Source organism: Mycobacterium sp. 1245852.3 (assembly GCF_001669335.1).
In the GTDB taxonomy this organism is placed as follows: Bacteria; Actinomycetota; Actinomycetes; order Mycobacteriales; family Mycobacteriaceae; genus Mycobacterium; species Mycobacterium europaeum_A.
In genome coordinates, this window is sequence record NZ_LZLL01000085.1 from 1 (window position 1) to 11,505 (window position 11,505).

At 65.5% G+C, this 11,505-nt stretch carries 13 protein-coding genes and 1 pseudogene; 5 read left to right on the plus strand and 9 right to left on the minus strand.

Features of this window, described 5'->3' with window-relative positions:
• From A9W96_RS31155 to A9W96_RS03870, 3 genes and pseudogenes are all read left to right on the plus strand, one after another.
• Nucleotides 1–153 (plus strand): annotated as a pseudogene (locus tag A9W96_RS31155) (thioredoxin-disulfide reductase); the annotation flags it as partial.
• Entirely contained in the window at nucleotides 150–503 is a 354-nt protein-coding gene (gene trxA / locus A9W96_RS03865; protein WP_066861867.1) for a thioredoxin, read from the plus strand. The pseudogene A9W96_RS31155 and the gene trxA, both read left to right, overlap by 4 nt.
• 133 nt (nucleotides 504–636) lie before the next feature.
• Nucleotides 637–1,857, plus strand: a complete 1,221-nt coding sequence (locus A9W96_RS03870; RefSeq protein WP_066861863.1) for an N-acetylmuramoyl-L-alanine amidase — start codon at nucleotides 637–639, stop codon at nucleotides 1,855–1,857.
• Between the two features lie 3 nt (nucleotides 1,858–1,860).
• Here A9W96_RS03870 and A9W96_RS03875 read toward each other — a convergent pair whose 3' ends face one another.
• From A9W96_RS03875 to rpmH, 9 genes are all read right to left on the minus strand, one after another.
• Entirely contained in the window at nucleotides 1,861–2,622 is a 762-nt protein-coding gene (locus tag A9W96_RS03875) for an acetyltransferase (protein ID WP_067138001.1), read from the minus strand.
• A gap of 259 nt (nucleotides 2,623–2,881) precedes the next feature.
• The gene (locus tag A9W96_RS03880) at nucleotides 2,882–3,874 is read right to left on the minus strand and encodes a ParB/RepB/Spo0J family partition protein (protein WP_067138003.1); all 993 of its coding nucleotides are present in this window, start codon (nucleotides 3,872–3,874) and stop codon (nucleotides 2,882–2,884) included.
• A gap of 23 nt (nucleotides 3,875–3,897) precedes the next feature.
• Nucleotides 3,898–4,857, minus strand: coding sequence for a ParA family protein (locus A9W96_RS03885; RefSeq protein ID WP_067138005.1), 960 nt, complete (start codon nucleotides 4,855–4,857; stop codon nucleotides 3,898–3,900).
• A complete protein-coding gene (gene rsmG / locus A9W96_RS03890; protein WP_067138007.1) occupies nucleotides 4,854–5,591 on the minus strand; it encodes a 16S rRNA (guanine(527)-N(7))-methyltransferase RsmG in 738 nt (245 codons plus the stop codon). The genes A9W96_RS03885 and rsmG overlap by 4 nt, the downstream gene beginning before the upstream one ends.
• Before the next feature lie 74 nt (nucleotides 5,592–5,665).
• A complete protein-coding gene (locus A9W96_RS03895; protein ID WP_067138009.1) occupies nucleotides 5,666–6,232 on the minus strand; it encodes a R3H domain-containing nucleic acid-binding protein in 567 nt (188 codons plus the stop codon).
• An 81-nt stretch (nucleotides 6,233–6,313) separates the two neighbouring features.
• Nucleotides 6,314–7,408 (minus strand): membrane protein insertase YidC, encoded by a 1,095-nt coding sequence (gene yidC / locus A9W96_RS03900; RefSeq protein ID WP_067138011.1) that lies wholly within the window; start codon nucleotides 7,406–7,408, stop codon nucleotides 6,314–6,316.
• On the minus strand, nucleotides 7,392–7,739 hold the full coding sequence (gene yidD, locus A9W96_RS30060) for a membrane protein insertion efficiency factor YidD (protein ID WP_231999578.1): 348 nt from the start codon (nucleotides 7,737–7,739) through the stop codon (nucleotides 7,392–7,394). Before yidD ends, yidC begins: the two co-directional genes overlap by 17 nt.
• Entirely contained in the window at nucleotides 7,736–8,095 is a 360-nt protein-coding gene (gene rnpA / locus A9W96_RS03905; protein WP_082972030.1) for a ribonuclease P protein component, read from the minus strand. Before rnpA ends, yidD begins: the two co-directional genes overlap by 4 nt.
• 23 nt (nucleotides 8,096–8,118) lie before the next feature.
• Nucleotides 8,119–8,262 (minus strand): 50S ribosomal protein L34, encoded by a 144-nt coding sequence (gene rpmH, locus A9W96_RS30065; RefSeq protein WP_003874369.1) that lies wholly within the window; start codon nucleotides 8,260–8,262, stop codon nucleotides 8,119–8,121.
• A 598-nt stretch (nucleotides 8,263–8,860) separates the two neighbouring features.
• Here rpmH and dnaA point away from each other — a divergent pair.
• Both dnaA and dnaN read left to right on the plus strand, forming a co-directional pair.
• Nucleotides 8,861–10,396 (plus strand): chromosomal replication initiator protein DnaA, encoded by a 1,536-nt coding sequence (dnaA, locus tag A9W96_RS03910; RefSeq protein ID WP_066861980.1) that lies wholly within the window; start codon nucleotides 8,861–8,863, stop codon nucleotides 10,394–10,396.
• Nucleotides 10,397–10,966: 570 nt separating this feature from the next.
• On the plus strand, nucleotides 10,967–11,505 hold a 539-nt coding region (gene dnaN, locus A9W96_RS03915), incomplete at its 3' end, for a DNA polymerase III subunit beta (protein WP_067138013.1).

Genomic DNA, 11,505 nt, shown 5'->3' on the forward strand with positions numbered 1-11,505 from the left:
CGCCAAGCCATCACCGCCGCGGGCAGCGGCTGCTCGGCCGCCATCGACGCCGAACGCTGGCTCGCCGACCACGAAGAGTCCAGCGCCGCCGCCCAAGGCGACGCAACCGAATTTCCTGGCAGTACCGACACATTGATTGGAGCACCACAATGACCGACGCCGAAAAAGCCGGGGCCACAATAGAAGTCTCTGACGCGTCGTTTTCCACCGACGTCTTGTCCAGCAATAAGCCTGTGCTGGTTGACTTTTGGGCAACGTGGTGCGGCCCCTGCAAGATGGTGGCGCCGGTCCTCGAAGAGATCGCCAGCGAGCGGGGCGAACAGCTCACCGTTGCCAAGCTCGACGTGGACGCCAACCCCGAAACCGCACAGAGCTTCCAGGTGGTCTCCATTCCCACCCTGATCCTGTTCAAAGACGGGCAGCCGGTGAAGCGAATCGTCGGCGCCAAGGGCAAGGCCGCACTGCTGCGCGAGCTCTCGGACGCGGTTCCCAACCTCAGCTGATCTTCATTTGATTTCCGCGCACCACGCCCCGCGCATAGCCTGGGGTTTTCCCGAATTGACGAAGCGTCTGCGACAATACGGTTAGCTGTTGCCCATTTTTGAGCTCGTCAGTTAGTCCCGGAGGGCCCCCTGTATGTCGAGTCCGCGCCGCGAATACGGCGACGCGCTGCGCTGTGGTGACCGCGGCGCTGCTGTGACCGAGATTCGGGCGACACTGGCCTCCCTGGGCCTGCTCGATGGCTCCGACGACGATCTCAACACCGGCCAGCAGGTGGCCCACGAACTCTTCGACGCCGAACTCGACCAGGCGGTGCGCGCTTTCCAACAACATCGCGGCCTGCTGGTGGACGGCATCGTCGGTGAGGCCACCTACCGGGCTCTCAAAGAGGCGTCGTACCGGTTGGGCGCGCGCACGTTGTACCACCAATTCGGCGCCCCGCTGTTCGGCGATGACGTGGCCACGCTGCAGGCCCGGCTCCAGGATCTGGGTTTCTACACCGGCCTGGTCGACGGATACTTCGGGTTGCAGACGCACAACGCGTTGATGTCGTATCAGCGCGAGTACGGGCTTTCCGCCGACGGGATCTGCGGTCCGGAAACGTTGCGCTCCTTTCACTTTTTGAGTTCACGGGTCAGCGGCGGATCGCCACACGCGCTCCGCGAAGAAGAGCTCGTTCGCTCATCGGGCCCCAAGCTGTCGGGCAAGCGGATCATCATCGATCCGGGCCGCGGCGGCGCGGACCACGGCGCCATCATGCAGGGCCCGTCCGGACCGATCAGTGAAGCAGATGTGTTGTGGGACTTGGCCAGCCGGCTCGAGGGACGGATGGCCGCGATCGGCATGGAGACCTTCCTGTCGCGACCGGTCAACCGCAGTCCGTTGGATGCCGAGCGCGCCGCCACCGCCAACAACGTCGGCGCCGATCTGATGATCAGCCTGCGCTGTGAGAGTCAGGTCAGCGCCGCCGCCAACGGAGTGGCGTCGTTCCACTTCGGGAACTCACACGGTTCGGTCTCCACCATCGGGCGTAACCTCGCCGACTTCATCCAGCGGGAAGTGGTGGCCCGCACCGGATTACGCGATTGCCGCACGCACGGCCGGACGTGGGACCTGCTGCGCCTGACCCGGATGCCCACGGTGCAGGTCGACGTCGGCTACATCACCAACCCGCGTGATCGCTCGATGCTGGTATCAACGCAGACCCGTGATGCCATCGCCGAGGGAATCCTGGCCGCGGTCAAGCGGCTGTATCTGTTGGGCAAAAACGACCGGCCCACTGGCACTTTCACTTTCGCCGAATTGCTGGCCCACGAATTGTCGGTGGAACGCACCAGCCAGCTGGGCGGTTCTTAGCCGTTAACCACCCGCGGTGGTTTTCAACGTTTTCAACGCATTTGCCGCCGTAGACCCGGCACCGACCGGCTGCTCCAGGTGTGCGCTCTCCAGCAGCCGCTCCAGCGCCGCCTCCACTTCGGCCTTCCAGCCCAGCCCCTTGTCGAGCTCGAGCCGCAGTCGCGGGAAATACGTATGTGGTGCCACCACAACGAAACCCGCGTCTTTCAAGAAGTCCGCGTCCATGACGCAATGGTCCACCGAACAGTCGCCCACCGCTTCCAGTACCGGACGCACGTCGGGACCGACCAGCCGCGGATCCTGCAGTTCCGACGCCGCCGGGGTGCGGCCGAACGCCTCAAGCGCCCGCACGCCGCGGCGCACCAGCTCGTCGATCACCCGCGCGATCAACCCGTTCGGTAGATCGTCGGCCGCCGGCCCGGGTTCGATGCCCATCGACGTCAACAGCACGGCGTCCGCGGAGACCGGACCGGTCGGGAACCGCTGCGCCCGCGGCACCGCCCGCGGCGGGGCGTAGAACACGTAGCCCAGGCACGGCGGCTCGGACTGGCTTCGTTCGTCCGGGACCGCGGTCGCGACCTGCCCGCACGAGCCCCACTCCAGCATCACCATCGACAGCCACGCTTCTTTTTCGAACTCGGGGTCGGCGAGGTGGTCCTGATTACCGAGGGTCGCCGGATCGACTTCCCAGAAGACGCACCGACGTGCGTGCTTGGGAAGCTGCTCGAATGCCTCGAGCCGTAGCGGCGTGATTCGAGCGGACACTAGCCTCCTGGCTCCTGTGCGGTACTGCAGCCATCTGCACCGGCAACCCCTCCAGGATAGGAGAGGTGGTCGCGATCGGGCCAGCTTTGGCCTGGCCACCGGCGTTGACGCGCCCTGACCGCCGGCCTTCTGCGACCGCGACACGCCGATTATCGAAGTTGTTGATGTGCATGCTATTTCGTCGATCCCCGACGCCGGGGGTAGGCGGACTGCTCGCGAAAGCCGCCCCGGTGTCACAGTGACGTAATTACACGGTGTCCTAGTTCATGCCTTGGGGGGGGGACATGACGTCGATGATCCGCTGTAGATCGTCCACCGAGCCGAACTCGACGACGATCTTGCCCTTGCGCTTGCCCAGGCTGACGGTCACCCGGGTGTCGAAGGCGGTCGAGAGTCGATCGGCGACGTCCTGCAGGCCCGGCATCTGAATCGGCTTGCGCCGCGGCGCCGTCGGCGTGGCTGGACCGCTCCGGTTGGCCAACGTGACCGCCTCCTCGGTCGCCCGCACCGACAGCCCCTCGGCGACGATCCGGGTGGCCAACTCCTCCTGTGCCTCCGCCCCGGCCTCCAGCGACAGCAATGCGCGCGCGTGACCCGCGGACAGCACCCCGGCGGCCACCCGGCGCTGCACCGCGATCGGCAGCTTGAGCAACCGGATCATGTTGGTGATCAGCGGCCGCGACCGGCCGATGCGCGCCGCCAGTTCGTCGTGGGTGACCCCGAACTCGTCGAGCAACTGCTGATAGGCGGCCGCCTCTTCCAACGGGTTCAGCTGCACCCGGTGGATGTTTTCCAACAGGGCGTCGCGCAGCAGATCGTCGTCACCGGTCTCGCGCACGATCGCCGGGATGGTCGCCAACCCGGCCTCTTGAGCCGCGCGCCAGCGCCGCTCCCCCATCACGATCTGATAACGCGCGCCGCTCGCGGAATCCTTGACGGCCCGCACCACGATCGGCTGCAAGAGGCCGAACTCGCGGATGGAGTGCACCAGCTCCGACAGCGCTTCCTCGTCGAAGACCTGCCGTGGCTGACGCGGGTTGCGCTCGATGTCGGCCGGCGCGATCTCGCGGTAGACCGCGCCCATCGACGACGCGTCCTGCGGCGGCGGTCCCCCGATTAGGACATCGGCGGCGGCGTCGCCCATCCGCGGCCCGAGCGTCGCCGGTCCCGAGTCGCCCTCCGCGGGGCCGGTCGGAATAAGCGAAGCCAGGCCCCGGCCGAGGCCGCCCTTCTTGCGTAACGGCTGCGTCATCGTCGTCCCTTCGCGGATGGTGGTCAATCGCGCTCGGCGAGTTCACGGCTCGCATCGAGATAGCTCATCGCCCCGCGAGAACCGGGGTCGTAATCGATGATGGTCATGCTGTAGCCGGGCGCCTCGGACACCTTGACGCTGCGCGGAATCACCGTGCGCAGCACCTTGCTTCCGAAGTAGCGGCGTACCTCTTCGGCGACCTGGTCGGCCAGTTTGGTGCGGCCGTCATACATGGTCAGCACCACGGTGGTCACCTCGAGCTTGGGATTGAGGTGCGCCTTCACCATCTCGATGTTGCGCATCAGCTGCGAGACACCCTCGAGCGCGTAGTACTCGCATTGGATCGGGATCATCACCTCCGGCGCGGCGACGAGCGCATTGATCGTCAGCAGGCCGAGGGATGGCGGGCAATCGATGAAGACGCAGTCGAAGTCGAGGTTGTCCAGATCGGCCAATGCGGTGCGCAGCCGATTCTCGCGCGCCACCATGCTGACCAATTCGATCTCGGCGCCTGCCAGGTCGATCGTGGCCGGGATGCAGAACAGGCGCTCGTTGTGCGGGCTCTGCCGCAGCGCATCGTGCACCGAAACCTCGCCGAGCAAGACCTCGTACGACGACGGTGTGCCCGACCGCCGGTCGGTGATACCGAGCGCCGTGCTCGCGTTGCCCTGGGGGTCGAGATCGATGACGAGGGTCTTGAGTCCCTGCAGCGCGAGCGCCGCCGCGAGGTTGACCGCGGTGGTCGTCTTGCCCACGCCGCCCTTTTGGTTGGCGACGGTGAAAACGCGGCGGTGGGACGGCCGGCGCAGCGGCGGGTACGTGGTGTGCAGCACCCGCATCGCGCGTTCGGCGGCCGCCCCGATTGGGGTGTCGAATTCGGCCGTTGTTTCACGTGAAACATTGGCCGCCGGCGCGGGCGCCGCCGTCTCGCGAACGTCCTCCGGTGCGTGGTGAGCCACCGGCCAATCTTCAGGAGAAGTCATCGGGTTCGGGCCTTCCCGGTCCGTGCCGGCTTGTGGTGCGGCGGCTTTCCGCGGCGCGCTGAAACTACGGTTGCGGGGGGACGCAAATAGTTCGCGCCACATGTCACCACCCTGACATCAGCGGCGCCCGATGCAGCCATCACACGCCGGTACTGTTCAACTTCGTCGGACGCCCGCTCCCCCTTGATGGCGAGCATCCGGCCGTCGGGCCGAAGCAGGGGCAAGCTCCACTTCGTCAGCTTGTCCAACGATGCAACCGCTCGCGACACCGCAGCATCCCTCTCCCCGAACCGGTTGCGCACTCCCGGTTCCTCCGCACGGCCACGGACCACCTCGACGGCTAACCCTAGTTCGTCGATGACCTCGTTGAGAAATTCGCTGCGGCGCAGCAGCGGTTCGAGCAGGACGACGTCGAGATCGGGCCGCGCGATCGCCAGCGGTATCCCCGGCAGGCCTGCCCCACTCCCGATGTCGATCAGGCGCTCGCCCGGATGGAGGAGCTCGGCGAGGGCCGCGCTATTCAGAATGTGGCGGTCCCAGATGCGGTCGACCTCTCGCGGCCCGAGCAGCCCTCGCTCCACACCAGCGGTGGCCAAAACCTCCGCGTACCGGCGGGCGATGCCCAGCCGCTCACCGAAGACCGCGGCCGCCGCGTCCGGCGAGCAGCCTTGGTCGGCGCCCTCCCCCGCCGAGCCCGCCGCATCGGCCGAACCGACATGTTTCACGTGAAACATCCTCTAGTCGGGAAGCGCACTGTCAACCTTCGGAGTTCGACGGGCGGGAACTACACGGCTGTAACTTGGCGAGGTCAGTCGTGCAGGACGACCACGCGGCGCGACGGCTCGACGCCCTCGCTCTCGCTGTGCACCCCGGCCACCGCGGCGACGGCGTCGTGCACGATCTTTCGTTCGAACGGCGTCATCGGCGAGAGCTCTTCACGTTCGCCCGATTCGAGCACCCGGCGCGCGACCTTGTCGCCCAGCGCCGCCAACTCCTCCCGGCGCCGCCGACGCCAGCTCGCGATGTCGAGCATCAACCGGCTCCGCACGCCCGTCTTCTGGTGCACCGCCAGCCGGGTGAGCTCCTGCAGCGCGTCGAGCACCTCTCCGCCGCGGCCCACCAACTTGTTCAGGTCGTCGCTGCCGTCGATGCTCACGACGGCGCGGCTGCCCTCGACGTCCAGATCGATATCGCCGTCAAAGTCCAACAGGTCCAACAACTCTTCGAGGTAGTCGCCGGCTATCTCGCCCTCGGCGACCAAGCGCTCCTCCAGATCATCGATTTCCTCCGAGTCCGACTCGGCGGCATCCCCGGCGGCCGATTGCGTGTCGAGTTCGGTATCGACGTCGCGCTCGGTGGTCTCGGCGTCTGTCATGTCTTCTCTCCCTCAATCAATGGGCCCCAGCCCAATTCGGATCGCCCTGTCCCGGCGGCCCCGTTAGTCATTCCGCCCGTATCAGCGTTTGCGCTTTTTCGGCCGCGCCCCGGGCCGTGGTATGCGGTTGGTCGGGCCGTCGCTCGCCTCGGTGGCCGGCGCGTCGGCCCCATCGGAATCCGCGCTCCCCGAACCGGACGCAGCCGTCTCGGCGTCGGGCGTCGACGAGCCGTTGCCACCCGACGATGCCGCCTTGGGATTCCGCTTCGGCTTGGCACCCGGCGCCGGGGCGTTCGCCGCCCGGCGCTGGATCGCTTCCTGCTTCTTGGCTTCGTCCTCTTTCTCGATCATCCCGAAGACGTAATGCTGCTGCCCGAAGGTCCAGATGTTGTTGGCGAACCAGTACAGGATGATCGCCAGCGGAAGGAACGGGCCACCGACGACGACGCCGAGCGGGAACACGTACAGCGCGAGCTTGTTCATCATCGCGGTCTGCGGGTTGGCCGCCGCTTCCGGGCTCTGCCGCGCCACCGAGGCCCGGCTGTTGAAGTAGGTCGCGACGCCGGCCAGGATCATCACCGGCAGCCCGACCGCGATCACGGCCGGCCGACTGAAGAAGGTGAACGCGTCTAACCCGGTGCGCTGGGTCATGAAGGCGCCGATCGGTGCGCCGAACAAGTTCGCGTCCAGGAAGTGGCCGACGTCGGTCGGGGTGAAGACGTAGTTTCCGGTGAGCCGGTTCTGCGCCACCGACAGGTGGGGCTGGCCGAACCCGCCGGTCGTCCGGTTGAACGAACGCAGCACGTGATACAGACCGATGAACACCGGGATCTGCGCCAGCATCGGCAGGCAGCCCAGGATCGGGTTGAACCCGTGTTCGCGCTGCAGCTTCTGCATCTCGAGCGCCATCCGCTGGCGATCCTTGCCGTACTTCTTTTGCAGCGCCTTGATCTGGGGCTGCAGCTCCTGCATCTGGCGCGTGGTACGGATCTGCCGGACGAACGGCTTGTAGAGCAACGCCCGCAGCGTGAAGACCAAGAACATCACCGACAGCGCCCAGGCGAAGAAGTTCGACGGCCCCAGCATGGAGGCGAACAACTTGTACCAGACCCACATGATCCACGACACCGGGTAGTAGACGAAGTCGAGACTGAAGAAATCAAACAAAAGATTCACTCTCCCCTCGCGCCGCTCGGGGGACCCGGGCGTCGCTGGCATCTTGGCAATTCACGTGGCGTCCGGGGCGGTCCGGGATCGGGTCCCAGCCGCCTTCATGCCATGGTCCGCACTTGGCGAGTCTGGCCGCAGCCAACCAGCTCCCCCGAATCAGGCCGTACTCGTTGAGCGCATCGACCGCGTATTGGCTGCAGGTCGGGACGAAGCGACACGTGGCCGGACGTAGCGGCGACACCATATGCCGATACAGCTGGATCACGAAAATCACTCCGCGGGCGGTCGCTCGTCCGGCGTCGCCAACCGATGCCCGCAGCCGGGTCGAGATCGTCACGGCTTGCTTCCTGCCGCCGGCACGCGTCGCAAACACCGGCGCAGTTCCTGCTCGAGTCGGGCGGAGGAGGCGGTGCGGCTGCTGGGCAGCGCGCGGATCACCAACCGATCGGATTGGCTGAGCTCGCCCAGCAGTGTTCGGGCGACGTGCCGCAGCCGACGAGCGACCCGGTGGCGCTCGACGGCGGACCCGACGGGCTTGCCGACCACCAGTCCGACGCGCGGCGCCTGGATTTCGTCACCGTCTTCGCCTCGGTGAAAATGCACGACGAGATCGGGCTGTGCCATCCGAATCCCGCGCTTCACCGTCGCGTCAAAGTCAATTGACCGCGTCATGCGGTTGCGTGCGGGAAGCACCGCCGAAGGACCTGACGTTGCGATCAGGCAGAGAGCGCGCGGCGACCCTTGCGGCGCCGACCGGACACGATCGCGCGTCCGGCACGAGTGCGCATCCGCAGGCGGAAGCCATGCACGCGGGCTCGGCGCCGGTTATTCGGCTGGAAGGTCCGCTTGCCCTTGGCCACGACGTTCTCCTCGTTGTGTTGCCATCCGGCCGCTCAGACGTTTCGCATCGGGCTCGTCTGCGGTTCGACCGGAGGTGGTCTTGGTGCTACTGGCCGGCGCGGTCCCCAGGTGGTTCGGGTCGCAGCCGTATCGCCGACTTTCGGGCGACTGTTTGAGGGTACTGACGAGGCTTCGCCTGGTCAAACCTGGCCTGCCGCAACGAAGCCGCGCCCGCCTGCCGGAAAGATTTTCCGTTTCGGTCACACTCGCCGCGGGCGTGGCTACCATAACGAGCCGAAGCAAGCCCCACGTACCCTAAATGACCGGATTGGAATGCAGCAGAACGGTTGGCAGCCGAACGGAAAACTGTTAGCTTCTGCGAAGTCGATTTAGACTAAAGCAGCGCTCGACAACGAAGCGAGGATGGTGGATCGACTAGCTGCCTAGACAACCTTCCGAGGTTCTCTTCCAGCGCGGAGATCGCGAGCCGTCGCCGGTAGGTTGTGGCTCGCCTACGATCATCCTGTCCACACCTGTGTATAACTATGTGGACAGTTGCTTTGTCGCCTAGCGTGTGTGACTCGGGTCGGGACGTTCGAGAACCAGGGAGATGCGTCGTTGACCGATGACCCCGGTTCCAGTTTCACGGCAGTGTGGAATGCGGTCGTTTCCGAGCTCAACGGGGAGCCTCCTGCGGACGGCATGACGGCCAACCGCACGACCCTGGTCACTCCCCTCACTCCCCAGCAGCGGGCCTGGCTCAATCTTGTCCGCCCACTGACCATCGTCGAGGGATTCGCGCTGCTGTCGGTGCCGAGCAGCTTCGTGCAAAACGAGATCGAACGACATCTGCGGGCACCCATCACCGATGCGCTCAGCCGGCGGCTCGGCCAGCAGATTCAACTGGGTGTTCGCATCGCTCCCCCGCCCGACGACGTCGAGGACGCGCTCATCCCGCCGGCCGAACCGTTCCCCGGAACCGAACCTGCCTTCCCCGCCGACGGCGCGGCCGGCGACAACGACGAAGCGTTCGACAACGGCGAGACGGTCACCGACAGCCAGCCGGGGTGGCCGAACTACTTCACCGAGCGGCCGCACGCAATCGATCCGGCCGTCGCCGCCGGGACGAGCCTCAACCGCCGCTACACCTTCGACACGTTCGTCATCGGTGCCTCCAACCGGTTCGCCCACGCCGCCGCCCTGGCGATCGCCGAAGCGCCGGCGCGGGCCTACAACCCTTTGTTCATCTGGGGCGAGTCCGGTCTCGGCAAGACCCACTTGTTGCACGCCGCCGGCAATTACGCGCAGCGGCTGTTCCCGGGCATGCGAGTCAAGTACGTCTCCACCGAGGAATTCACCAACGACTTCATCAACTCGCTGCGCGACGACCGCAAGGTCGCGTTCAAGCGCAGCTATCGCGACGTCGACGTGCTGCTGGTCGATGACATTCAGTTCATCGAGGGCAAGGAAGGTATCCAGGAAGAGTTCTTCCACACCTTCAACACGCTGCACAACGCCAACAAACAGATCGTCATCTCCTCGGACCGCCCACCCAAACAGCTGGCCACGCTGGAAGATCGGCTGCGGACGCGGTTCGAGTGGGGCCTGATCACCGACGTACAGCCCCCCGAACTGGAAACCCGGATCGCCATCCTGCGCAAGAAAGCACAGATGGAGCGGCTGGCGGTGCCCGACGATGTCCTCGAGCTGATCGCCAGCAGCATCGAGCGCAACATCCGCGAGCTCGAAGGCGCCCTGATCCGCGTCACGGCATTCGCCTCGCTGAACAAGACGCCGATCGACAAGGCGCTGGCCGAGATTGTGCTTCGCGATCTGATCGCCGACGCCAGCACCATGCAGATCAGCGCGGCCACCATCATGGCGGCCACCGCCGAATACTTCGACACCACGGTCGAAGAGCTCCGCGGCCCCGGCAAGACCCGAGCGCTGGCCCAATCGCGCCAGATCGCGATGTATCTGTGCCGCGAGCTCACCGATCTGTCATTACCCAAGATCGGGCAGGCATTCGGCCGCGACCACACCACGGTCATGTACGCGCAGCGCAAGATCTTGTCCGAGATGGCCGAGCGGCGTGAGGTTTTTGATCATGTCAAGGAGCTCACCACTCGCATCCGTCAGCGCTCCAAGCGCTGAAATCTCTTCTCTCCCCGGCGCTCCCGGCCCTGATTCCGGGCTTTCGCTGCGCGTGCTCGTAATTTTTTTTCGAGAAACTTCACACCCGTCTGTCACACCCGCCACAGCGAGGGGATGTGGGTAGGACTGTGCACAACGCAATTAATCGCCGGTGTAGTAACACCGCTTGGGTGCACAGTTGTCATTCGTCCCCACCCGCCCAACACCTCGCCCACAGGTGTTCACGCGGCGATGCACAAGCCGATCGCGGCGCTAGCTGGGCCGAGAGGCCGCTGTCCCCAGCTTGCACAGGCCTTAATACTGGTACTGAGATCTCTTCATCGGTTCTTCTTTGAAATACAGGCTTGGGGACGCCCGGTGCACACTCGTCGTCCGAGGCTTGGTCAGCTCGGGTTGTCGGGGTTTGCGATTAGCTTTCAAGATGGCGTCGAAGGATCTACGGTTGTTCTTCGACTGCCGTTGCGGTCGCCGTTGGCTCATCACATGTCATCGGCGTTCGTGGCGGAGCCCCGTGCTAGCGGGGGGAGGCTAGCCAACGGATTCGAAACGCTGAGTAGGTGAAGGGACGCTATGGACGCGGCGACGACGACGGCTGGCCTCAGCGACTTGAAATTTCGTTTGGTGCGGGAGTCTTTCGCCGACGCGGTGTCGTGGGTGGCGAAGAACCTGCCGTCCAGACCCGCGGTGCCGGTGCTCTCCGGTGTGCTGCTGTCCGGCACCGATGAGGGCCTGACGATCTCCGGATTCGATTACGAGGTTTCCGCCGAGGCGCAGGTTGCAGCCGAAATCGCTTCTCCGGGAAGTGTTTTGGTGTCGGGCCGGCTGTTGTCGGACATCGTGCGGGCGCTGCCCAACAAGCCCATCGACTTCTACGTCGACGGCAACCGGGTGGCACTGCACTGTGGAAACGCCAGGTTCTCGTTGCCGACGATGGCCGTCGAGGATTACCCGACGCTGCCGGCGCTGCCCGAAGAGACCGGGACGCTGCCCGCCGACTTGTTCGCCGAGGCGATCAGCCAGGTGGCCATCGCGGCGGGCCGCGACGACACGCTGCCGATGTTGACCGGGATCCGGGTTGAGATTTACGCGGAAACGATGATTTTAAACGC

What these genes read in the sequence shown, in the direction of transcription:
- trxA (WP_066861867.1), top strand. Translation starts at nt 150, where the DNA reads ATGACCGACGCCGAAAAAGCCGGGGCCACAATAGAAGTCTCTGACGCG.
- A9W96_RS03870 (WP_066861863.1), top strand. Translation starts at nt 637, where the DNA reads ATGTCGAGTCCGCGCCGCGAATACGGCGACGCGCTGCGCTGTGGTGAC.
- A9W96_RS03880 (WP_067138003.1), bottom strand. Translation starts at nt 3,874, where the DNA reads ATGACGCAGCCGTTACGCAAGAAGGGCGGCCTCGGCCGGGGCCTGGCT.
- A9W96_RS03885 (WP_067138005.1), bottom strand. Translation starts at nt 4,857, where the DNA reads ATGACTTCTCCTGAAGATTGGCCGGTGGCTCACCACGCACCGGAGGAC.
- rsmG (WP_067138007.1), bottom strand. Translation starts at nt 5,591, where the DNA reads ATGTTTCACGTGAAACATGTCGGTTCGGCCGATGCGGCGGGCTCGGCG.
- A9W96_RS03895 (WP_067138009.1), bottom strand. Translation starts at nt 6,232, where the DNA reads ATGACAGACGCCGAGACCACCGAGCGCGACGTCGATACCGAACTCGAC.